Consider the following 23677-nt stretch of genomic DNA (forward strand, 5'->3'; position numbering starts at 1 on the left):
GTTGCGCTCCCATTTGCCCGATGGCAGGGTATCAAGGGGGGAAGCGCACAGCGTCAGGGAGCTTGAGCGCATCCATGCGCGTCGTCACGCAGATCGGAATCCTGCTCGTCCTCGCTGGTGCGGGGGCTGGCTGGCACTTCTACGGCGAGCAGGTGGGCCTGCCGCGCCCGCTCGCGCTGGTCGGGCTCGAGAGGGTCGCTGCCCCGGCGGCGCCGCGTGGCGGTGGGGGTGGTGGCCAGCAGGTGGTGGCGGCTCCCGTCCGCGTCGGCTCGGTGATCGAGCGTGTCGAGAGCGTCGGCTCCGCCCGCGCGCGCGATGCGACAACATTGACGAGCCGCGTCTCCGGCATCGTCTCCGTCATCCGGTTCGAGGAAGGCCAGCGCGTGAAGGCCGGCGACGTGCTGGTCGAGTTCGATCGTGGCACCCAGGACGCCGAGCGCGACCAGGCCCGGGCGCAGCTTGACGATGCGCGCACGCGGCTGAACCGCGCCCGCCAGCTTCGCGCCACCCAGGCCGTGGCAGAGGCGCAGATCGACCAGCTCGAGGCGGGGCTGCGCCAGGCGGAGGCACGGCTTCGACAGACCGATGCCAGGATCGAGGAGATGAAGATCGTCGCCCCCTTCGCCGGGCGCGTCGGCATCCGCCAGGTCAGCCTCGGTGCCCTGGTGCCGCCCGGCACCGCCGTCACGACGCTCGACGACCTCTCCCACATGCGTGTCGAATTCGCGATCCCCGAGGTGTTCGTCGCCCGGCTCGAGCGGGGCATGCCGGTCACGGCATCGAGCCCTGCATTCGGCGAGCGTCGCTTCGCCGGCACGGTCGAGGTGGTCGACACCCGCATCGACCCGGCAACGCGGGCGGTGCGGCTGATCGCCGCGTTCGAGAACCGCGACGAGATCCTGAAGCCCGGCCTGTTCCTCAACATCGACCTGACGCTGTCGCGCCGCGACCAGGCGATGATGGTGCCCGAGGACGCGATCGACCCCGTGGCCGACCGCACCTTCGTGTTCGCCGTGCGCAACGGCCGCGCCGTGCGCCAGGAAGTGAAGCTCGGCACCCGCATCGCCGGGGAGGTCGAGGTGCTCGATGGGCTTGCGAACGATGACCAGGTGGTGGTGCGCGGCCTGCAACGCCTGCGCAACGGCCAGCCGGTGATCGTGACCGAGGTCATGCGCCGGCCGGTCAGCTGATCGGCAGGGGAAGGCACCGCCAGATGGTTTTGTCCGATCTCTCGATCAAGCGGCCGGTCTTCGCGACCGTGATCTCGCTGATGCTGATCGTGCTCGGGCTTGCGAGCTTCCAGAAGCTGCCGATCCGCGAGCTGCCCGACATCGACCCACCGATCGTCTCGGTCACCACCACCTACAAGGGTGCGTCGGCACCGGTGGTCGAGAGCCAGATCACCGAGATCATCGAGAGTGCGGTCGCGGGCATCGAGGGCATCAAGACGATCTCCTCCGTCAGCCGCGACGAGCGCAGCCAGGTGACGGTCGAGTTCCGCATCAACCGCCCGATCGACAGTGCCGCGAACGACGTCCGCGACCGCGTGGCCCGCGCGTTGAACCGCCTGCCGGAGACCGCCGATGCGCCCGTCGTCGCGAAGGTCGACGGCGATGCCCGCGCCATCCTCTGGATCATGCTCACGTCGACCCGCCACAGCGGGCTCGAGCTGACCGACATTGCGCGCACGATCATGATCGACCGGCTCTCGGTCGTCGATGGCGTGGCGAACGTGCTGGTGAACGGAGAGCGTCGCTTCTCCATGCGCGTCTGGGTCGACCGTCGCGCACTCGCCGCGCGCGGCCTCACGGTCGAGGATGTCGAGAACGCGATCCGGCGCGAGAACATCGAGCTTCCCGGCGGGCGGCTCGAGAGCGGGGCGCGCGAGTTCAGCGTGCGCACCGACACGCGGCTGTCGACGCCGCAGCAGTTCCGCAACATCGTCGTCACCCGCGCGGGCAGCACGCAGGTGCTGCTGTCGGATGTCGCGCGCGTCGAGATCGGGCCTGAGGACGATCGCGGCGAGGTGCGCGTCAATCGCGAGAACGCAGTGGGCCTCGGCATCGTTCGGCAGTCGAAGGCCAACACGCTGGCGGTTGCCGATGGCGTGAAGGCTGAGCTCGAGCTGCTCAAGCTCGCCCTGCCGGAGGGCATCAGCATCTCGTTCGGGTATGACGAGAGCCTGTTCATCTCGCAGTCGATCTACGAGGTGTTCCACGCGCTCTTCATCGCGCTGGCCCTCGTCGTCGGCGTCATCTTCATCTTCCTGCGCAGCGTACGCGCGACGATCATCCCCGCGGTGGCGATCCCCGTCTCGATCATCGGGTCGTTCATCATCATGGCGGCGATGGGCTTCTCGCTGAACGTGCTGACGCTGCTCGGCCTCGTTCTCGCGATCGGCCTCGTCGTCGACGATGCCATCGTTGTTCTCGAGAACGTGCACCGGCGCATCGAGGAGGGGGAGGACCCTCTCTACGCCGCCTATCACGGCTCGCGCCAGATCGCCTTTGCGGTGATCGCGACCACGCTGGTGCTGATCGCCGTGTTCCTGCCCATCTCGTTCCTCGAGGGGCAGACGGGGCGGCTTTTCACCGAGTTCGGCTTCGCGCTGGCGGCCTCCGTCGCCGTCTCGGGATTCGTGGCACTCTCGCTTACGCCGATGATGTGCTCGAAGCTGCTCACCTCACATGACGGCGAGAGCCGCCTGGTGCGCTGGACCGAGCCTGTCTTCACCGGCATGAACGTCGGCTTCCGCTGGCTGCTCGATCGCTGCCTGCGCGCGCCCGTTCTCGTTCTCGCGGCGGCGGCTATGCTGTCGGGTGTGGCAGTCCTGCTGTTCGTCTCGATCCCAAAGGAGTTCACACCGGTCGAGGATCGTGGCGTCGTCATCATCCCGACGACGGGGCCGGAGGGGGCGACCTTCCCCTACATGCGCGAGCAGGTCCGGCAGATCGAGGACCTCATCTGGCCGTATGTCGAGCGGGGCGATGCGGTGACGGTGTTCGCCTCGATGGGTGGGTTCCAGCGGCCCGCGGTGCCGAACACGGCGAACGTCTTCCTCCGGCTCGCGCCGTGGAAGGAGCGCAGCGTGAAGCAGCAGGCGATCACGCGGGAACTGTTCCCGAAGGTGCAGGCAATCCCCGGCGTTCGCGCGTTCGCGCTGAATCCGGGCAGCCTCGGCAGCCGTGGCTTCCAGCCGCCCGTGCAGTTCGTTATCCAGGGGCCTGACTACGAGACGCTCGTCACCTGGCGCGATGCGCTGCTCGAACGCGTGCGGCAGAACCCGAACCTGCTCAACGCCGACAGCAATTTCCGCGAGACGAAGCCAGAGATGAAGGTCGACATCGACCGGCGTCGCGCGGCCGATCTCGGCGTATCGATCGCCACCGTTGGCCGCACGATCGAGACGATGATGGGCTCGCGCGAGGTCGGCAACTACGTCGAGCGCGGCCAGGAATACAAGGTGATCATGCAGGCGGAGGCGGCCGAGCGCATCACCCCGCATGACCTGACGAACATCCTCGTCCGCACCTCCGGCGGGCAGCTCGTGCCGCTCTCCTCCCTCATCACGGTGACGGAACGGGCGCGGCCGCAGGAGCTTCGCCGCGAGGACCGCATCCGCGCCATCACCATCACCGCCAGCATCGGGCCCGAGTATTCGCTGGGCCAGGCGCTCGACTTCATGGACCGTGCCGCGGCCGAGGTGCTGCCGCCCGAGGCGCGCACCACCTATCGCGGCCAAAGCCTGGAGTTCCGCGAGAGCTCGACCGCGCTCTACGTCACCTTCGCGCTCGCACTGCTCATCGTGTTCCTGGTGCTTGCCGCGCAGTTCGAGAGCTTCATCCACCCCTTCATCATCCTGCTCTCGACACCGCTCGCGATCACCGGCGGGTTGCTGGCGCTGCACGTCATGGGCCTGTCGCTCAACATCTTCAGCCAGATCGGCCTCGTGCTGCTGATCGGGCTGATGGCCAAGAACGGCATCCTCGTCGTCGAGTTCGCCAACCAGCTGCGCGAGGAGGGGAGAAGCGTGCGCGATGCCGTGCTCGAAGCCTCCGTCGCGCGGCTGCGCCCGATCCTGATGACGACGATCGCCACCATCCTTGGCGCCTGGCCGCTGGCCGATGCGGCCGGGGCGGGCGCTGAAAGCCGCCAGGCGCTCGGCGTCGTCATCATCGGCGGGATGACGTTCTCGACCGTCATCACGCTGTTCGCCATCCCGGCCCTCTATCTCCTGCTTGCGCCGCTGACCAAGCCGATGGGCGAGATCGCCCGCCGCCTCAACAGTTACGACCAGCAGGGAAAGCCGGGTTCGCACGCGCCTGCGCCGGCGGAATAGCAGCCACCCTCTTTCCTCCTCGCCGATGCCGTCGCACCATGGCGGCGGCGGAGGGTGAGGAACGGGCATGGGAACGACGGAGACGACGGCCGCAAGCGTCCTGATGGCGGTTGACCCGCGTGGCATCGCGCGGGTCACGCTGAACCGCCCGGAGGTGAACAACGCCTATGACGAGGACATGCTTGCCGCCCTCCAGGCGGGCCTCCGCGACATCGCCGCCAGCCCCGCCATCCGCGTCGTCGTGATCGCCGGGGAGGGCAAGCACTTCCAGGCCGGCGCCGACCTCACCTGGCTGAAGCGCGCCGCATCCTACGACCCCGAGCGTGCCTTCGCCGCCTCGATGGCGACGACGCGCACGATGCAGATGCTCAACGAATTGCCGAAGCCCACCATCGCCATGGTGCGCGGCGCCTGCTTCGGCGGCGGGGCCGGCGTCGTCTGCTGCTGCGACGTTGCCATCGCCGAGGAGGGCGCGATCTTCGGGTTGACGGAAGTGCGCGTCGGCGTCGCCCCCACGCCGATCTCGACGCACATGGTCCACGCAATCGGCCTTCGCCACGCCCGCCGCTACGCGTTGACGGGCGAGCGCTTCGACGCGGCCGAGGCCAGGCGAATCGGCCTCGTTCATGAGGTGGTCACGGCCGATGCGCTCGAGGCCCGCGTCGGCGCGATCGTCGACGAGGTGCTGCTCGCGGCTCCCGGTGCGGTGGCGCGCTCGAAGGCGAGCATGCTGGCTGCCACCGGCTGGACGTTGACGGAGGCCGAGATGCACGGCCTCGCGCATGACAGCTGGATGCAGCGCGCTTCGGCGGAAGGGCAGGAGGGCCTTGCCGCCTTCCTCGAGAAGCGCCGCCCCTCCTGGTATCCCGCGAAAGGCTGACCCATGGCTGACGAGATGTCCCGTTTCGATCCCGAGACGCTGCGCCTGGTCGCGCGCACGGTCTTTGCCGCCGCCGGCTGCCCGGAGGGCGAGGCGCAGGCGATCGCCGAACACCTGGTCGATGCCAATCTCGCGGGGCATGACAGCCACGGCGTGATCCGCATCCTGCCCTACGTGAAGGCGCTGCAGCGCGGCGTGGTGGTGGCAGGCGTCACGCCGTCCGTCGTGCGGCAGGAACCTGCGCTCGCCGTTCTCGATGCCGCCAACGGCTTCGGCCAGCCGGCCGCGAACGCAGCGACGGACCGCGCCTGCGACATGGCCGAGACGATGGGGGCCGCGACCGTTCTGGTGCGCCGCACCGGTCATGTCGGCCGCCTCGGCGCCTATGCCGAGCGGGCCGCGGCGCGTGGCTTCGCCACGATCATCCTCTGCAATGCGCCGAGGCCAGGCGGCGGCGTGATCGCGCCCTGGGGCGGGCGTGAGCGCCGGCTCGGCGCCTCGCCGATTGCAATGGGCTTTCCCCGCCCGCCGGCCTCTCCCTTCGTGCTCGACTTCTCCACGAGCTACTACGCCGTGGGCAAGCTGCGCGTCGCACGGAACAAGGGCGAGCCGCTGCCCGAGAAGGCGGTCGTCACGGCCGATGGCACGCCGACCGATGACCCCAACGCCTATTTCGGCCCGCCCGAGGGCGCGATGATCCCATTCGGCGGCCACAAGGGATATGCGCTCAACGTATTCACCGACCTGCTCGCCGGCCTGCTCTCGGGTGGCGGGGCAGAGTATCCGGCGCCCGGAACCGATGAGCAGGGCGGCAACAACCTTTTGATCCACGCCGTTTCGGTGGACGCCGCGACGGCGGGCCGCGTCGGGGCGGGAAGCCTGCCGGAGGCGATCGCCGCCTATGCGGCGTGGGTGACGTCCGCCACCCCGCTCGACCCTGCGAAGCCAGTGATGCTGCCGGGCGAGCCGGAAGCCGCGGCGCGGCGGGCGCGGATGAGAGGCGTCGCACTCGACCCACGCACGGTCGCGCAGATCGGCGAGGCGGCGGCCATGGTCGGAGCCCCGGCGCAACTGTGATCGGCAACCCTGACCGGCGCAGCCGTCAGGGTGCCTCGCGCGCACGTGTGGCCGCCGGCGTTTCGCGGGACCGCCGTGGCTGCTACACTCCTGAACGCTGATCAGTTAGGCTGATCATTGCGCTCAGGCCGGCTGATCGCTGGCCGTGACAGTGTTCCTCGCGAGGCATCGGATGCGCCGGATCATCGTTGCCGTGCTTGCCCTCGGCGTTCTCGCCGGCGGTGGCTACGGATTGTGGCAATTCCAGCAGAAGGCCCAGGAGAAATCGGGGCCGGGGGCGAGCGCTGCCCGCGGCGGCCCTCCGGGTGGCTTCGCCGTGCCGGTCGAGGCGGAACCCGTGCGCATCGGCCGCGTGGCGGAGGAGGTGCTCGCCGTCGGCTCCATCCGGTCGAACGAGAGTGTGCTGCTTCGCCCCGAGGTCATGGGGCGCATCGCCACGATCTCGTTCGGCGAGGGAACGCGCGTGATGGCGGGCGAGACGCTGGTGCAGCTCGATGATTCGATCCCCCGTGCCGAGCTTGCCCAGGCGGAGGCGAACCTCGCCCTCGCCCAGGCGAACGCCTCGCGCGCGCAGGAGTTGTTCACGCGCGGCGCAGGCTCCGGCGCCGTGCGCGACCAGGCCACGGCGACGTTGCGGACCGGCGTCGCCTCGGTGGAGCTCGCGCGTGCGCGGCTCGAGAAATACCGTCTTGCCGCGCCGTTCGACGGCATCGCGGGCCTTCGCCGGGTGAGCCCTGGCGAGTTCGTGAATGTCGGGCAGGAGATCGTGAACGTCGAGAGCATCGACCCGATCAAGGTGGATTTCCGCGTGCCCGAGGGCGTGCTTGCGTCGCTCCGCGTCGGGCAGCAGCTCAGCGTGCGTGTCGATGCATTCCCGGATCGTTCCTTTTCAGGGGAGATCTACGCGATCGATCCGGCTGCCGATGCCGCGGGGCGCTCGATCGCCATCCGTGCGCGCCTGCCGAACCCCGATGGCATGCTTCGCCCAGGCCTGTTCGCCCGCGTGGTGCTGACGGTGCGCGAGGAACCGCGTGCGGTGCTTGTGCCCGAAGCCGCGGTGGTGCCCTTCGGCGGGCGCATCCTGGTGATGAAGGTGGTCGACGGGAAGTCGACGCCGCAGCCTGTCACGCTCGGCCTCCGCCGTGACGGGATGGTGCAGATCACCGAGGGCCTCGCCGAGGGCGACGTGGTGATCACGGCCGGGCAGATGAAGGCGCAGCCGGGTGCCGCCGTCGCCGTCGTTCCCCCGGCGGCGCAGCCGGGCGCGCCGCCACGGCCGGCTGGGGGCTGAGCGCGATGACGCTCTCGGAACTCTGCATCCGCCGGCCCGTGCTGGCGACGGTGATGAGCCTCATGGTCGTCCTCGTCGGCCTCGTCTCCTACGATCGGCTCACGGTGCGCGAGTACCCGAACATCGACGAGCCCGTCGTCACGGTCGAGACGAACTACCGCGGCGCGTCTGCCGAGATTGTGGAAAGCCGCATCACCACACCGCTCGAGGAGAGCCTCTCCGGCATCGAGGGCATCGAGGTGATGAGCTCGATCAGCCGGCAGGAGCGAAGCCAGATCACGCTGCGCTTCCGCATCTCGCGCGACCCCGATGGTGCCGCGAACGACGTGCGCGACCGTGTTGCCCGCGTGCGCTCGCAATTGCCGGACGAGATCGACGAGCCGGTGGTGCAGAAGGTCGAGGCCGATGCGCAGCCGATCATCTACCTCGCCTTCTCGTCCGACAGGCACTCGCCGATCGAGGTGACCGACATCGCCGACAGGCTGGTGAAATCGCGGCTGCAGAACCTACCCGGTGTCGCCAACGTGCGCATCTTCGGCGAGCGCCGCTTCGCCATGCGCCTCTGGCTCGATCCCGTCAGGCTCGCGGCCTACGGGCTGGCGCCGGCTGATGTCGAGGACGCATTGCGGCGCCAGAACGTCGAGATCCCGACGGGGCGGCTCGAGAGCACGAACCGTGAGTTCAACGTCGTCGCCGAGACTGATCTCCGCACCCCGGCGGAGTTCGACAACCTGCGGATCCGAGAGGTGCGGGGCTACATCGTCCGCCTGTCCGATGTCGGGCGGGCCGAGATCGGGGCGGCGGATGAGCGCGTCGTCGCGCGATACAACGGCCAGTCGGCCGTGGCGCTTGGCGTGATCAAGCAGGCAACGGCCAACCCGCTCGACGTCAGCCGCGCCGTGCAGGAGGCGTTCCCGACGTTGCGCGCACTGCTGCCCGAGGGCATGCGCGTCGATGTCGGCTATGACAGCTCGATCTTCATCGACCGCGCGATCGGGAACGTGTTCAAGGTGATCGGCGAGGCGGTGCTGTTCGTGCTCCTCGTCATCTTCCTGTTCCTGCGCTCGTTCCGCGCGACGCTGATCCCGCTCGTGACCATCCCCGTCAGCCTGATCGGCGCCTTCGCCTTCATGCTGGCGCTCGGCTTCACCATCAACACGCTCACGCTGCTGGCCTTCGTGCTCGCCGTCGGCCTCGTGGTCGACGATGCGATCGTGATGCTCGAGAACATCGCCCGCTACGTCGAGGAGGGGATGGAGCCGAAGGCCGCCGCGATCCGGGGCGCGCGCGAGATCGGCTTCGCGGTGGTTGCGATGACGATCACGCTGGCGGCCGTCTACGTTCCGATGGCGTTCCAGACCGGCCGAACCGGCCGCCTCTTCGTCGAGTTCGCGCTCACCCTCGCGGCCGCCGTGATCGTCTCGGGGTTCGTGGCACTCACGCTGACGCCGATGATGTGCTCGAAGCTGCTCAAGCGCGAGGAGAAGCGCGGCGCCCTCTACCGCTTCGGCGGGCGCGTGCTCGATGGGCTGACGGAAGGCTATCGCCGGGCGCTCACCCTCTCGCTGACCATCCGCCCCATCGTGATCGCGGGGGCATTGCTCGTCGGCGCCTTCTCCTGGGTGATGCTGACCGTCATCAAGTCGGAACTCTCGCCGACGGAGGATCGCGGCATCGTCATCGGCGTCGTCATTGCCCCCGATGGTGCCACGATCGACTACACCCAGCGCTGGATGCGCCCGCTCGAGGAGGCCTTCGCGAGCCGCGAGGAGATCTCGCGCTACTTCTCGGTCGCGGGTTTCCCCGTCGTGAGCCAGGGCATCATGTTCGCCGGCCTGACGGACTGGTCGGTCCGCACGACATCGGCGCAGGGCGTGGCACAGCAGCTGTTCCCGCGCTTCTTCGCCACGCCGGGCGTTCTCGCCTTCCCCGTGCTGCCGCCCTCGCTCGGCCAGCGCGCGACCGACAAGCCGGTGCAGATGGTGCTGCAGACCTCCGGCCCCTACGAGGAGCTGCAGCGTGCATCGGATGCGCTCATGGCCGAGGCGCGGAAGATCCCGATCCTCACCGGGCTTGACAGCGACCTGCGCCTGAACATGCCGCAGATGCGGTTGACGATCGACCGTGACAAGGCAGCATCGCTCGGCCTGACGGAGGAGCGCGTGGCGCGCACCCTCGAGACGCTGCTGGGCGGCCGCAAGGTCACGACCTTCAAGCTGAACGGAAAGCAGTATGACGTCATCGTCCAGGTCGAGCGGGGCGACCGCACCAGGCCGCAGGACGTTCTCGACATCTTCCTGCGCACGCCGTCGGGCACCGAGGTGCAGCTCTCGAACCTCATCAAGCTCGAGGAGACGGTCGCACCGCGCGAGCTGAACCACTTCAACAAGCTGCGCTCGGCGACGATCAGCGCGACGCTGGCGCCGGGCGCCACGCTCGGCGAGGCGCTCGCCGCGCTCGAAGCGGCGGCCGCGCGCGTCCTGCCGCCGACGGTGCAGATCGACTACAATGGTGAATCGCGCGAGTTCCGCACGACCTCCGCCTCGCTCGGGCTGACCTTCGTTCTCGCCCTGGCGTTCATCTATCTCGTACTCGCCGCGCAGTTCGAAAGCTTCGTCGATCCCTTCGTCATCATGCTGTCCGTGCCGCTTGCGGTGGGTGGTGCGCTGCTCGCGCTCTGGCTCAACGGCATCACGCTCAACGTCTACTCGCAGATCGGGTTGATCACGCTGATCGGGCTGATCACCAAGAACGGCATCCTCATCGTCGAGTTCGCCAACCAGTTGCGCGAGCAGGGGCGGGAGATGGTGGAGGCCGTGATCGAGGCCGCCACCATGCGGCTTCGGCCCGTGCTCATGACATCGGCCGCGACCGTTCTCGGCGCCGTTCCGCTTGCCGCCGCGGTCGGCGCCGGGGCGGAGAGCCGCCAGGCAATCGGGTGGGTGATCGTCGGCGGCATGACGATCGGCACCGTGTTCACGCTCTTCGTCGTGCCGGCCGCCTACACGCTGCTCGCCCGCCGGCACCGCGACGAGCCTGCGGAGGCGGAGCCCGTGCCCGCCGAATAGGACGCACGGGTTGCTTGGCGGCGCCGGCGGCGCGACACTCGCGATCCCGCCTCAAGAGGAAACGCCATGCAGCTGTCGTTGTGCACCTGGGCCGAGGTCGAGGCCTATCTCGCGCGTGCGGATGCGATCATCGTGCCGATCGGCTCCACCGAACAGCACGGGCCGAACGGGCTGATCGGCACCGATGCGATTTGCGCCGAGGCCGTGGCGCGTGGGGTGGGGGCGGAGACGGGCGCTCTCGTCGGCCCCGTGATGTCGATCGGCATGGCGCAGCATCATCTCGCCTTCCCGGGCTCGATCACGCTGCGCCCGTCGACGTTGATCGCCTTCGTGTCGGACTATGTGTTCAGCCTCGCCCGCCACGGCTTCCGCCGCTTCATGTTCATCAACGGCCATGGCGGCAACATCGCCCCCCTGTCGGCGGCGTTCAGCGAGCTCTACGCCACCGCATCCCTCGACCCGTCGGGTAGCGTGCCGCGGCTCAGGTGCACGTTGCGCAACTGGTTCGACGGGCCCGAGATCGGCCGGCTCTCGCGGCAGTTCTACGGCGACAAGGATGGCAGCCACGCGACCGCATCGGAGGTGGCGCTGACGCAGTTCCTCCACCCCGACGCCATCAAGCGCGTCGAGATGCCCGCCGTGACGCCGACGCGCCGCCGCTTCACCGATGCGCTCGACCTTCGCGCGCTCCACCCCGATGGCCGCATCGGCTCCGAGCCGTCGCTCGCGACACCTGAACACGGCAAGGCCCTCTACGAGGCAGCGGTGCGCGAGTGCAGCACGGCGTGGCGAAGCTTCGTGCAGGAGGCGTGAGCACCGCTGCACCCGACCCGGCGCCCTCGATCGGGCGCCTTTTCGTCACCATCTCGCTGCCGCTCGCAGCGGGAGCTGCGCTGAACCAGCTCAACCGCGCCGTCACGGCCGTGATCGCGCCGGTGCTCGCCGATGCCTTCGCGCTCTCGGCCTCCGATCTCGGGCTGATGGGCGCGGTGCTGTTCGCTGCCTATGCGCTCGCGCAGCTTCCCGTGGGCGCGGCGCTGGATCGCTACGGGCCGCGGCGCGTGCAGGCAGCGCTGATGCTGGTGATCGCCGCCGGTGCCGCCGTGTTCGCAACGTCACCTGGCCTCGCACAGCTGCTCGCCGGCCGCGTGCTGCTCGGCATCGGCATCTCGGCCGCGTTGATGGCGCAGCTCAAGGCGACGCGGCAATGGTTCCCGCCGGGGCGGATCGCCACAGTCGCGGGGTGGACCGTCGCTCTCTCCTCGCTGGGCGGCATCCTCGCCACCGTGCCGGCGGAGTGGGCGGCCAGCACGCTCGGCTGGCGCGGGGTGTTCCTCGCCGTGGCGGTGCTCGCCCTGCTCGCGGCGGCGTGGATCTGGGCGCAGGTGCCGGATGTGCCGAAGGCCTCGCGCTCGACAGGCGGGCTCGCGGCCGAACTCGCGACGGTCGGGCGCATCCTCCGCCACCCGGTGTTCATCCGGATGGTGCCCACCGTGATCCTGCTCTCGGTGCTGAACTTCACCTGGCAGGGGCTCTGGCTCGGACCCTGGCTGCGCGATGTCGCGGGGCTCGACGGGCCGGGGCGGGCGCAGGTGCTGCTGGTCTACGCGCTCGGCTTCACGGCCGGATCGTTCCTGTCCGGCATCGTCCAGGCGCGGCTGGTCGCTGCCGGTGCGCATCCGCTCGCGATGATCGTCGCCTGCACATTCGGCACGATCGCGCTCTCGCTCGGCTTCGCGTTCGATGTCGGCCTGCCGCTCTGGCTCGGCTGGTCGCTCTGGCCGTTCCTCGCCTCCGTCGGCCCGGTCGGCTACACGCTCGTCTCGGCACGCTTCCCGGGCTCGGAGACGGGGCGCGTCTCGACGGCGATCAACGCCGTGATGCTGGCGGTGGTGTTCGCCGAGCAGCAGGGGATCGGGATCATCCTCGATCTCTGGCCGCGCACCGCGGTGGGCGGGTGGGACAAGCGCGGCTATGCGGCGGCGCTGATCATCTCGGCTGCGTTCCAGGTCATCGGGCTCGCGTGGCTCGCGCTCAGGCGTGAGGCGAGGGCAGCGCCTGCACTGAGAGACGGGGCGCCTTGAGGTGATGATCGGTCACGCGCTGGAACGCGTGGCCGGCGCGGAACAGCGTCGCCTCGTCGAACGGCCGGCCGATTAGCTGGTGGCCGCAGGGAAGCCCGTTCCGCGTGAAGCCCGAGGGCAGCGACAGGCCGGGCAGGCCGAGATAGTTGAAGATGCGCGTGTTGCGCGGAATGGCCGATGACCAGCGCGCGCCACCCTCTGCGCGCACGTCGCTCTCGGCAATCGTCGGCACCGGGAACAGCAGAACGGGCGCGAAGAGCGCATCGCAGCGGCTGAACACGGCGTCGCAGAAGGCCTGCGTCACCGGCGCGCGCGCGCGCAGCGCATCGAGATAGGTCGCGGCCGGAATGGCAAGCCCGCTCTCGAGCCTGGCGCGCACCACGGGCGTGTAGTCATCCGCCCGCTCGCGCAGCCAGGTACCGTGCAGCGTGCCGGCTTCTGCGAACATGATGGTGCCGACGAGTGCGCGAAGCTCCGCAAGCCCCGGCGCCTCGACCTCGACGATCGTCGCGCCCGCCGCGCGCCATGCAGAGAGCGCCTCCTCGAGGATCGCCTCGACCTCGGGTTCGATCCCGTCCCACAGGAACCGCTTCTCGATGCCGATGACGAGGCCCTTCGCGCCCGCATCGATCGTCGCGAGATAGTCGGGTACGGGGCGGTCGGCTGCGTCAGGGTCGTTGGGGTCGGCACCCGCGATCGCCTGCGTCACGAGAGCGCAATCATGCACCGAGCGGGTGAGCGGCCCGACCGTATCGAGGCTGGCCGAGAGCGGCATCGCGCCGTGGCGCGACGCGAGCCCCCAGGTGGGCTTGAGGCCGGTGACGCCGCAAATCGCCGCCGGCAGCCTGATCGACCCGCCCGTGTCGGAGCCGAGGGCCGCGAAGGTCGCGCGCGCGGCGACCGCAGCGCCGGAGCCGGAGGAGGAGCCTCCCGTGATGTGCGCGCCGTTCCAGGGGTTGCGCACATGGCCGGTATGGTCGTTGTGGCCGGTCGGGTTGAAGGCGAACTCGGCCATGTTGAGAGCGGCCGTCTGCACCGAACCCGCTTCATCGAGGCGGGCAAGGGCGGTGGACGTCACATCCGGAACGAAGCCGCGCCTGACCTTGGCCCCACACTCCGCAACTTCGCCAGCGCGGTAGTACATGTCCTTGTGCGCCATCGGCACGCCGGCGAGCGGCCCCAGCTTTCGTCCCGCGGCGATCGCCGCATCGACGGCGGACGCCGCCTCGCGCGCGGCCTCGGCGCGCGGCCGCGCCATCGCGTTCGTGGCCGGCTGCCAGGCGGCGAGCGCTGTGAGCGACGCCTCGGTCGCCGCGAGTGCCGTCACCTCACGCCGCGCGATGGCAGAGGCCAGCTCAGCGATGCCAAGCCCCATGATCGCCGCACCGTCCATCCCAAGGTCCCCCACCTGTTCCACTGCGCCGGCCCGCACTATAAGAGTTTCGGGTCACGTCCATAAGCCAGGGAACACGACACGATGGCGCATCTCGAAGCCAAGCCTGCCGAGGGGGGCCGCGGTGCTGCGGGGAAGACCGGGGCGCGCACCGGCGGCCGCATCCTCGCCGACGCGCTGAAGACGCAGGGCGTGACACACGTGTTCCAGGTCGCGGGCGAGAGTTTCCTCGGCCTGCTCGACGGGCTCTACGAGAACCGCTCGCAGATCAGAACGATCACCTGCCGCTTCGAGGGTGCTGCGGTGAACATGGCCGAGGCGCACGGCAAGCTGACCGGCCGGCCCGGGGTCGCGATCGTCACGCGCGGCCCTGGTGCGTGCCATGGCTCGATCGGCATCCACATTGCGCAGCAGGACAGCACGCCGCTCGTGCTCATCGTCGGCCAGATCCCACGCGGCGACACGGATCGCGATGCGTTCCAGGAGGTCGACTACCGCAACTTCTTCGGCGGCATGGCGAAGTGGGTGACGCAGATCGAGGATGCCGCGCGCATTCCCGAGCTCATCCACCATGCATTCCAGGTGGCCGTGTCGGGACGCCCAGGCCCCGTCGTCGTGGCGATCCCCGAGGACATGCAGACCGACATGGCGGATGTGGTGGACGGCCGCCGCCACACCGTGCCGCGCATCCTGCCCGACCCTGCTGCGATGACCGAGCTCAAGCGCATGCTTGGCCGTGCGCGCCGGCCGCTCGTCATCCTCGGCCAGGGCGCGCACTGGACGGCGGAGGGGCGCTCCGACCTCGCCGCGTGGCTCGTGGAGAACGGCCTTCCCGCGGCGGTGGGGTTCCGCCGCCAGGGGCTCCTCGACAACACGCTGCCGAACTTCGTGGGCGATCTCGGCAATGGTGGCGATCCCGCGTTGTTCGCCAAGGCCAAGGAGGCCGACCTCGTGATCGCCATCGGCTCGCGCATGGGCGAGCCGGTGACGCAGGGCTACTCGCTGTTTGCAGCCCCGAAACTCGATGTGCCGCTGGTGCACGTGATGCCGGATGGCGGCGAGGTCGGCCGCGTGTACCAGGCCGATCTGCCGATCCAGTCCGACCTCAACGCCTTCGCGGCAGCCGCGCGCGCGACCGTCACGCTTGAGCCGCGCTGGCGCGACTGGGCAGCCGAGCTTCGCGCCAACCGCATGAAATGGTCAGGCGAGGTGCCGGCCTACGAAGGGCGGCTCAACCTCGCCGCTGCGATGAAGGAACTCGCCGGCATGCTGCCGGACGATGCGATCGTCACGACCGATGCCGGCAATTTCAGCGCCTGGGGCGTTCGCTTCATCAACTACGGCGCTGGGCAGCGGCTGATCGGGCCCTGCTGCGGCGCGATGGGCTACTCGGTGCCTGCGGCGATCGCGGCAAAGGTCATGTTTCCGGAACGGACCGTCATCGGCATGGTGGGTGATGGCGGATTCCTGATGAACGGGCAGGAGATCGCCACAGCCTTCCACCACGGCGTCAATCCGCTGATCATGGTGTTCAACAACCAGATGTACGGCACGATCCGCATGCACCAGGAGCGTGACTATCCTGGCCGCGTCTCGGGCACCGCGCTGACGAACCCCGATTTCGCCAAGTTCATCGAGGCCTATGGCGGGCATGGCGAGGTGGTGCAGGACACCGCCGAGTTCGGCCCCGCGGTGCGCCGCGCGCTCGGCTCCGGCAAGCCTGCACTGGTCGAGCTCCGCATGAATCCAGACCAGATCACCACGCGCACGACGATCACCGCGATGCGCAAGGCCGCCGGCTACCAGGCCAAGCCCGCGAAGGGCGAGAAGCCGAAGGCCAAGCCGGCAGCGACCGCGCGTGGCCGTGCCGGCAAAGCGACGAAGGCGAAGAAGCGGTGAGGCTCACGCCACGAGGCTGGTAAGGGCGCCGGCCGCCGCACCGCCTGCCATCAGCAGCAGCGGGTGCGCCTTCGTCACGGCGGATGCCACCGCGACGGCCGCGACCACGACGAGCACCAGCGGGCTGACGCCGAGGCTTGCCGTGATCAGCACGCCGGATGATGCCACCAGCGCGACCGAGAGTGGCAGAAGCGCCGCGCGGATCAGGATCTGTTTCGCAGGCGAGATGCGTGCCGCCCATGAGCGGAAGGCGAGCACCGAGATCACGCTGGTCGGGCCGACGAAGGCGCCCATCGCGGCAAGCCCCGCCACCCAGCCGCCGAAGCCGCCGCCAACCGCCTCCCACCCCATCAGGGCAAGGACCATCGCGTTGGGGCCCGGGGCGAACTGGCTGATCGCGTAGAGCTCGGCGAAGCGGGCAGGGGACATCCAGCCGTTCACCTCGACGGCGAGCCGATACACCTCGGGAATGACCGCGATCGCGCCGCCGACCGAGAGCAACGAGAGGCCGAGCGAGACGGCCATCAGCTGGAGGATGAGCGACAGCATGGCTCAGCGCCTCCGGAACACGCCGTGGAGCGCGAGCGAGGCGGGGATGGCCAGCGCGAGCACGAGGGCGAGCGGCAGGCGCAGCAACGCCACCGCGCCGAACACGGCGGCAAACACCGCGAGCGCGGGCAGGCTGCGACGCATCGGCGTTCCCATCCGCCAGGCCGTGCCGAGCAGCAGGCCGGCAGCTGCAGAAGCCATGCCAAGCAGCGCGCCCTGCACGGCGGCAAGGTGCGTGACGGTGCCGACGGCGGTGGCGAGCGCCATCACGATCAGCACGGGCACGACCACCATGCCGGCCACCGCCGCCGCGGCACCGCGGGGACCCGCGTTGCGGTCACCGAGGGCTGCCGACATGTTGATCACGTTCGGCCCCGGCAGGATCTGGCCGAGGGCCAGCATCTCGGCGAACTCGGCTTCGGTGAGGATGCGCCTGCGCTCGATCAGCTCGCGCCGCGTAAACGGCAGCGTGCCGCCGAAGCTCTGCACCGAGATGGTGAGGAACAGCAGGAATAGATCGCGCGGCGTCAGCGCTGCGCGATCTCCCGGCGTGCTCACACTAGCGCCCGACAGCGTAGCCCTGCATGCCGCGCGGGTTCGCCCCTGCCTTCATCAGCCCATTCTCGCTGCGCGCGCCCGAAAGCCTGCCCTCGCTCCACGGCCCGCCGACCTCGACGAGATGGCCGCGGGCCGACAGCGCGCCGGCCACCTCCTCGCCGAACCGCTCCTCGATCACGACGCGGCCGGGGCGCGCGGGGCGCGGCCAGAAGCTCGAGGGCCAATGCTCGGTGTGGAAGCCTGGCGCGTCGATCGCCTGCTGGATGTCGAGCTTGTGGTGGATCATGCGCAGCAGGAAGGCGAGCGACCACTGGTCCTGCTGCTCGCCGCCGGGCGTGCCATAGGCCATCCAGGGGCGACCGTCCTTCAACGCGAAGGAGGGGGAGAGGGTGGTACGCGGCCGCTTGCCCGGCGCGAGCCCGTTCGGCACGTCCTCGCGCAGCCAGAACATCTGCCCGCGCGTGCCAAGCGGGAAGCCCAGCGCGGGGATCACGGGGCTCGACTGCAGCCACCCGCCGGAGGGCGTCGCCGAGACCATGTTGCCGTGACGGTCGATCACGTCGACATGGCAAGTATCGCCGCCGACGGCGCCCAACCGCGCGACGGTGGGCTCGCCAGCGCCGGTGTTGGAGCCGTAGCTCGCTGCGTTGCGGTCCTTCGCCCCATGGTCGATCCAGGGCGTGTTGCGGCCCGGCACGTCGCCGGGGCGGAGCGCGAGCGAGGCGGTGTCGCCGATCAGCGCGCGACGCGCGTCGTTGTACGCGTCCGACAACAGATGCGCGATCGGAACGTCGACGAAATCAGGGTCGCCGTACCAGGCCTCGCGATCGGCGAAGGCGAGCTTCTGTGCCTCGATGATGCGGTGGAGGAACTGCGGGTCGGTTGGCGTCGTTGCGTCGAGGTCGAAGCCCTTCAGCAGCGCGAGCGTCTGCAGGTAGGCAGGGCCCTGGCTCCACACGCCGCACTTGAGCACGGTGACGCCGTGATAGTCGTACGCCAGCGGCTCCTCGTAGGAGGCCTGCCAGCGCGCCATGTCCTCGCCCGTCAGCAGCCCGCGGTGGCGGCGGCCGGAGACGTCGAGCACCACGGTCGTGCGGCAGAACCGATCGATCGCCTCGGCGACGAAGCCGCGGTACCAGGCGCGCCGCGCGGCATCGATCTGCACCTCGCGGTTCGAGCCCGCCGCCTCCCCCTCGACGATGATGCGCTGGTAGGTCGCGGCAAGGGCCGCATTGCGGAACAGCGTTCCCGGCTCGGGCACGTTGCCCCCCGGCAGGAACACCGCGGCGGAGGATGTCCACTCGGTGGCGAACAGCGGCTGCATCGTGCCGATCGTGGCGGAGATGCGGGGAACGAGCGGCACGCCGTTCTGCGCGTAGCCGATGGCAGGGCTGAGCGCCTCGCGCAGGCTTATCGTGCCATGATTGCGCAGCATAAGCATCCAGGCATCGAAGGCGCCAGGAACGACGGCGGGCAGCAGGCCGGTGCCGGGGACGAGCTCATGGCCGAGGTCGTCGCGGATCTTGGCGATCGTCGCAGCGGCAGGGGCGGGGCCCTGGCCGCAGATCACGCGCTGGCGCCCCTCCTTCGCGCTGTGCAGGATCAGCGGTACGTCGCCCAAGGGGCCGTTCAGGTGAGGCTCGGCGACCTGGAGCACGAAGGCGGCGGCGACGGCTGCGTCGAACGCGTTGCCGTCACGCTCCAGCACGCCCATGCCGGTGGCCGAGGCGAGCCAGTGCGTCGAGGCGACGACGCCGAACGTGCCGAGGATCTCGGGCCGTGTGCTGAAGGTCGGGTTCCAGGTCATGCATGCTCCTCCGTGGGCGAGCGACCCTAATCCCCGCCCCGCTGTCTGGCCAGATGGGTGCGGTTTGACGTCGAGGGGCGCGCCGCTTAGCGTCCGCGCAACGTTGGAGCGGAATGTCACATGGAAACACTCGACCCCTCGCCCGCCGTGTCGGACGAGGTGAAGTGCACCACCTGCTACATGTGCGCCTGCCGCTGCGGCATCCGCGTTCACCTGAAGGACGGCCAGGTCCGCTACATCGAGGGCAACCGCGACCACCCGGTGAACCGCGGCGTTCTGTGCGCCAAGGGCAGCGCAGGGATCATGCAGCACCTCTCGCCGGCACGGCTGCGGAAGCCGCTCAAGCGCGTCGGCCCCCGCGGCTCTGGCCAGTTCGAGGAGATCGAGTGGGACGAGGCGCTGGCCATCGCCGGCGGCTGGCTCGCCGAGGTGCGCGCGAACGATCCGCGGAAGCTCGCCTTCTTCACCGGGCGTGACCAGAGCCAGGCGCTCACCGGCTGGTGGGCGCAGGCCTATGGCACGCCGAACTACGCGGCCCATGGCGGGTTCTGCTCGGTGAACATGGCGGCGGCCGGCCTCTACACGCTGGGCGGCAGTTTCTGGGAATTCGGCGAGGCGGATTTCGCCCGTGCGAAGCTGTTCCTGATGTTCGGCGTGGCCGAGGACCATGACAGCAACCCGATCAAGATCGGGCTCTCGACGCTGAAGGAGAACGGCGGGCATTTCATCAGCGTCAACCCCGTGCGCACCGGCTACTCGGCGGTGGCGAACGAGTGGGTGCCGGTGCGGCCCGGAACCGATGGCGCCTTCGTCCTGGCACTCGTGCACGAGATGCTGCGCGGGCGGCACATCGACCTCGACTTTCTCGCCGCCTACACCAACGCGCCCTGGCTGCTGGTCGACGCGCCGGGCGAGGCCGACCATGGCCTGTTCGCGCGTGACGCGGCGGGCAAGCCGTTGGTCGCCGATGCCACGGGCACGCTTCACCCATGGGATGCGCCAGGCGTCGCGCCCTCGCTCACCGCCAGCGTGGCGCTCGCTGATGGCCGCCGCGCCAAGCCGGTGTTCGTGCTGCTGGCCGAGACCTATCTCGACGAGAAGTACAGCGCCGATGCGGCGGCCACTGTCACCGGCATCCCGGCGGAGCGTATCCGCGCAATCGCCGCTCGCATCGCCAGGGTCGCGTTCGAGGAGACGATCACGGTCGAGACGCCGTGGACGGATTGGCGCGGCGTGCGGCATGAGCGCTTCACGGGCCGGCCCGTCTCCTTCCACGCGATGCGGGGCATCAGCGCGCACGCCAACGGGTTCCAGACCTGCCGCGCGCTGCACCTGCTCCAGATGCTGGTCGGCGCGATCGATGGGCCGGGAACCTGGCGCTACAAGTCGCCGTATCCGCGCCCCACCCCGCCGCCGATCCGGCCCGGCGGCAAGCTCGGCGAGACGGGGCCGAACACGCCGCTGCCGCGCCCGCCGTTGGGCTTCCCCATGGGGCCAGACGACCTGCTGATCGACGAGGCGGGCCGCGCGCTTCGCCTTGACAAGGCCTATTCGTGGGATGCGCCCGTTGCCGCGCACGGGCTGATGCATCTCGTCATCCGCAACGCCTGGGCGGGCGATCCGTACCCGGTCGAGCTGCTGTTCATGTACATGGCCAACATGGCCTGGAACTCGGCCATGAACAGCGCCGGCACGATCCGGATGCTGACCGACACGCACCCCGACGGCAGCTACAAGATCCCGCGCATCATCTACGCCGATGCCTATGCGTCCGAGACCGTCTCCTACGCCGACCTCGTACTGCCGGATACGACGTACCTGGAACGATACGACGCCATCTCGTTGCTCGACCGTCCCATCGGCAACGCCGAGGGGCCGGGCGATGCAATGCGCCACCCGGTCGTCAAGCCGGACCGTGACGTCCGGCCGTTCCAGGACGTGCTGCTCGACCTCGGCGCGCGGCTCGGCCTGCCGGGCCTCGTGAAGGAGGATGGCTCGCCGAAATTCCCCGGCGGCTATGCCGACTACATCACCAACCATGAGCGTGCGCCCGGCGTCGGGCCGCTCGCCGGCTGGCGCGGGGCGGATGGGTCGAAGGCGGGCAAGGGAGAGCCGAACCAGGGCCAGCTTGCGCGCTACATCTCCAATGGCGGCTTCTGGAAGATGCATCTGCCCGAGGATGCGCTGTTCATGAAATTCGCCAACAAGGCCTATCTCGACCATGCGGTCGCGATGGGGTTCATGGCCAAGCCCGAGCCGATCGTGCTGCAACTCTATGTCGAGCCATTGCAGCGATTCAGGCTAGCGGCGATGGGCCATGGGCAGAAGCAGCCGCCGGACCATCTCCGCGCCCGCATCATCGCCTGCCTCGATCCGCTGCCGGTCTGGTACCTGCCCTTCGAGGGGACGGCGGTGCCCGATGCGGCGTTCCCGTTGAACGCCGTCACGCAGCGGCCGGCGGCGATGTACCACTCCTGGGGCAGCCAGAACGCCTGGCTCAGGCAGATCCATGGCGAGAACAGGCTCTACGTGAACCGTGGCACCGGCCTCGCTCTCGGCATCGCCGATGACGATTGGGTGCACGTGACGAGCCATCATGGGCGAATCACGGTGCAGGTGCGGCTGATGGAGGGCGTGGAGGCGAACACGGTCTGGACGTGGAACGCCATCGGCAAGCGGGCAGGGGCCTGGGCGCTCGACCCGCGCGCGCCGGAAGCCATGCGGGGGTTCCTGCTCAACCACCTGATCAGCGAGCATCTGCCAGAGGCCGATGGCGGCGGCGGCCACCTGAACGCCGACCCGGTAACGGGCCAGGCAGCGTGGTACGACCTGAGGGTTCGGCTCGAGAAGGCAACGATCGCGCCGGACGCGACGGAGCCTGCCTTCGCGACCCTGCCATCGCCGCCGGGCGTTGCCGCGCCGAAGGGTCCGCTGCGGTTCGGCGCCGCATTCGGGCGAAGCCCCGAGAATCGGGAGAAGCGGCGATGACGTGCCTTCCCTCAAGCCCCTCGGGCAAGCGCCTCGGCCTCGTGATCGACCTCGACACCTGCGTCGGCTGCCATGCCTGCGCCGTCGCCTGCAAGGAGTGGAACGCCGGCGGCCATTCCGCGCCGCTGACCGACACCGATCCCTACGGCGCCGACCCGACGGGGGTGTGGTTCAACCGCATCCACAGCTTCGAGGCCGGCGATGGGCCTGCGGGCCGCACCGTGCATTTCCCGAAATCCTGCCTGCACTGCGACGAGCCGGCCTGCGTCACGGTCTGCCCGACCGGGGCGTCCTACAAGCGGGCGGAGGACGGGATCGTCCTCGTGAACCCCGACACCTGCATCGGCTGCAAGCTCTGCTCCTGGGCCTGCCCCTACGGTGCGCGGGAGTATGACGAGGACGAGGGCGTGATGAAGAAATGCACGCTCTGCGTCGACCGCATCGAGAACCAGAACATCCCGGAGATCGACCGTGTTCCCGCCTGTGTCAGCACCTGCCCGTCGCATGCCCGGCACTATGGCGACCTTGGTGACCCTGCGAGTGCCGTCTCGCAGCTCGTTGCCGCGCGCGGGGGGTTCGACCTGATGCCGGAGCTCGGCTATCGCCCGGTGAACAAGTACCTGCCGCCGCGGCCGCGCGAGGCCCCGGCACCGGCCCCTGTGGCCCGGGTGGAGGAGGGCGGGCTGCCCGGCTTCCTCGGCTGGGTCGATCGCGTGCTGTCGCGCTGAGGCAACGATGCACCCTTCCGCCTCCGTCATCGTCTTCACCGTTGCCTCCGGCGCGGGCTACGGCCTGCTCGCCGCGCTGGCGCTGCTGGCCGCTTTCGGGCTGATCGTGCCCAATGCTGGGCTCGGCCTCGTCGGCTTCGGGCTCGCGCTCGCGCTCATCACGGCCGGGCTGTTGTCGTCCACGCTGCATCTCGGGCATCCGGAGCGTGCCTGGCGGGCGTTCAGCCAATGGCGCTCATCCTGGCTGTCGCGCGAGGCGGTGGCGGCTGTGGCCACCTACGTCCCTGCCATCCTGCTCGCGGCGGTTTTCGTGCTGTTCGACGCGCCGGGCTGGCTGATCGCCGTGCTTGGCCTTCTCGCGGCGGCCGGCGCGGTGGCGACGATCATCTGCACTGCGATGATCTACCGTTCGCTCAAGCCCATCAGCGCCTGGCATAACCGGCTCACGGTGCCGGGCTATCTGCTGCTGGGCGCTGCGACGGGCCTCGCGCTCGCGCATGCCATCCTCGCTGCGTTCGGCTCGCCGGCAAGCGCGGTTGCGGGGGCGGGGGCGATCGCGGCACTCGCGGCTGCGTTCATCCAGAAGCGCGCCTATTGGCGGCTGATCGACGAGACCTCGGCTGCGAGTACGCCCGAGACGGCCACCGGCCTCGGCGCGATCGGGCGCGTGCGGCTGTTCGAGCCGCCCCACACCGGGCGGAACTACCTGATGCGCGAGATGGGGTTCAGCGTCGCGCGCAAGCATGCCGAGGCGTTGAGGCGCATCGTGCTGGTCGCCGGCTTCGTCGGGCCTGCCTGGGCCGTTGCGCTCGGGATCGGCCTCTCGAGTCAAGGATCGGCAGGGGGCATGACCGTGGTGCTCGGCACGGCCGCCGCGGCCGCCGCGCTGGTGGGCGCGCTGGTCGAACGTTGGCTCTTCTTCGCCGAAGCGCGACACACCACGATGCTGTATTACGGCGCCGAGCGGGCCTGACCGTCGCTCGCCAGCCAAACCAACACCGCTCACGTCCGGGGGT

16 protein-coding genes are annotated in these 23677 nt (G+C 69.6%); 12 read left to right on the top strand and 4 right to left on the bottom strand.

From position 1 onward, the window contains the following. Positions 1–74: 74 nt before the first annotated feature. From Q0C38_RS12710 to Q0C38_RS12745, 8 genes are all read left to right on the top strand, one after another. Positions 75–1190, top strand: a complete 1116-nt coding sequence (locus Q0C38_RS12710) for an efflux RND transporter periplasmic adaptor subunit (protein ID WP_291297473.1) — start codon at positions 75–77, stop codon at positions 1188–1190. Between the two features lie 23 nt (positions 1191–1213). Beyond that, positions 1214–4339: an efflux RND transporter permease subunit gene (locus Q0C38_RS12715; protein ID WP_291297474.1), complete on the top strand. Its 3126-nt coding sequence runs from the start codon at positions 1214–1216 to the stop codon at positions 4337–4339. A gap of 67 nt (positions 4340–4406) precedes the next feature. Next, positions 4407–5219, top strand: coding sequence for an enoyl-CoA hydratase-related protein (locus Q0C38_RS12720; protein WP_291297475.1), 813 nt, complete (start codon positions 4407–4409; stop codon positions 5217–5219). 3 nt (positions 5220–5222) lie between these two features. After that, positions 5223–6296: an Ldh family oxidoreductase gene (locus Q0C38_RS12725; protein ID WP_291297476.1), complete on the top strand. Its 1074-nt coding sequence runs from the start codon at positions 5223–5225 to the stop codon at positions 6294–6296. 172 nt (positions 6297–6468) lie between these two features. After that, positions 6469–7587 carry an efflux RND transporter periplasmic adaptor subunit gene (locus Q0C38_RS12730; RefSeq protein WP_291297477.1) on the top strand — a complete coding sequence of 373 codons (1119 nt, stop codon included), beginning with the start codon at positions 6469–6471 and terminating at the stop codon, positions 7585–7587. A 5-nt stretch (positions 7588–7592) separates the two neighbouring features. Next, a complete protein-coding gene (locus tag Q0C38_RS12735) occupies positions 7593–10655 on the top strand; it encodes an efflux RND transporter permease subunit (RefSeq protein WP_291297478.1) in 3063 nt (1020 codons plus the stop codon). A 66-nt stretch (positions 10656–10721) separates the two neighbouring features. Beyond that, positions 10722–11468, top strand: coding sequence for a creatininase family protein (locus Q0C38_RS12740; RefSeq protein ID WP_291297479.1), 747 nt, complete (start codon positions 10722–10724; stop codon positions 11466–11468). After that, positions 11465–12739 carry an MFS transporter gene (locus tag Q0C38_RS12745; protein ID WP_291297480.1) on the top strand — a complete coding sequence of 425 codons (1275 nt, stop codon included), beginning with the start codon at positions 11465–11467 and terminating at the stop codon, positions 12737–12739. Before Q0C38_RS12740 ends, Q0C38_RS12745 begins: the two co-directional genes overlap by 4 nt. On the opposite strand, the gene Q0C38_RS12750 is transcribed toward Q0C38_RS12745, so the two are convergent. Further along, positions 12690–14156 (bottom strand): amidase, encoded by a 1467-nt coding sequence (locus Q0C38_RS12750; RefSeq protein WP_291297481.1) that lies wholly within the window; start codon positions 14154–14156, stop codon positions 12690–12692. The two genes, Q0C38_RS12745 and Q0C38_RS12750, sit on opposite strands and share 50 nt — an antisense overlap. Positions 14157–14216: 60 nt before the next feature. Between Q0C38_RS12750 and Q0C38_RS12755 the strand changes: the two genes are divergently transcribed. Next, positions 14217–16031 (top strand): thiamine pyrophosphate-dependent enzyme, encoded by a 1815-nt coding sequence (locus tag Q0C38_RS12755; protein ID WP_291297482.1) that lies wholly within the window; start codon positions 14217–14219, stop codon positions 16029–16031. A gap of 3 nt (positions 16032–16034) precedes the next feature. Here Q0C38_RS12755 and Q0C38_RS12760 read toward each other — a convergent pair whose 3' ends face one another. The 3 genes from Q0C38_RS12760 to Q0C38_RS12770 are packed head-to-tail and all read right to left on the bottom strand — an operon-like array spanning position 16035 to position 18945. Next, on the bottom strand, positions 16035–16580 hold the full coding sequence (locus tag Q0C38_RS12760; protein WP_291297483.1) for a chromate transporter: 546 nt from the start codon (positions 16578–16580) through the stop codon (positions 16035–16037). Between the two features lie 3 nt (positions 16581–16583). Next, on the bottom strand, positions 16584–17138 hold the full coding sequence (locus Q0C38_RS12765) for a chromate transporter (protein WP_291297484.1): 555 nt from the start codon (positions 17136–17138) through the stop codon (positions 16584–16586). A gap of 1 nt (position 17139) precedes the next feature. Then, positions 17140–18945: a gamma-glutamyltransferase family protein gene (locus Q0C38_RS12770; RefSeq protein ID WP_291297485.1), complete on the bottom strand. Its 1806-nt coding sequence runs from the start codon at positions 18943–18945 to the stop codon at positions 17140–17142. Between the two features lie 120 nt (positions 18946–19065). On the opposite strand from Q0C38_RS12770, the gene Q0C38_RS12775 reads away from it, so the two are divergent. The 3 genes from Q0C38_RS12775 to Q0C38_RS12785 are packed head-to-tail and all read left to right on the top strand — an operon-like array spanning position 19066 to position 23634. Then, positions 19066–21933: a molybdopterin oxidoreductase family protein gene (locus Q0C38_RS12775; RefSeq protein ID WP_291297486.1), complete on the top strand. Its 2868-nt coding sequence runs from the start codon at positions 19066–19068 to the stop codon at positions 21931–21933. Further along, a complete protein-coding gene (locus Q0C38_RS12780; protein ID WP_291297487.1) occupies positions 21930–22661 on the top strand; it encodes a 4Fe-4S dicluster domain-containing protein in 732 nt (243 codons plus the stop codon). The genes Q0C38_RS12775 and Q0C38_RS12780 overlap by 4 nt, the downstream gene beginning before the upstream one ends. A gap of 7 nt (positions 22662–22668) precedes the next feature. Continuing rightward, positions 22669–23634 carry a DmsC/YnfH family molybdoenzyme membrane anchor subunit gene (locus Q0C38_RS12785; RefSeq protein ID WP_291297488.1) on the top strand — a complete coding sequence of 322 codons (966 nt, stop codon included), beginning with the start codon at positions 22669–22671 and terminating at the stop codon, positions 23632–23634. Positions 23635–23677 lie beyond the last annotated feature (43 nt).

The organism is Elioraea sp., assembly GCF_022842375.1.
GTDB lineage: Bacteria > Pseudomonadota > Alphaproteobacteria > Acetobacterales > Acetobacteraceae > Elioraea_A.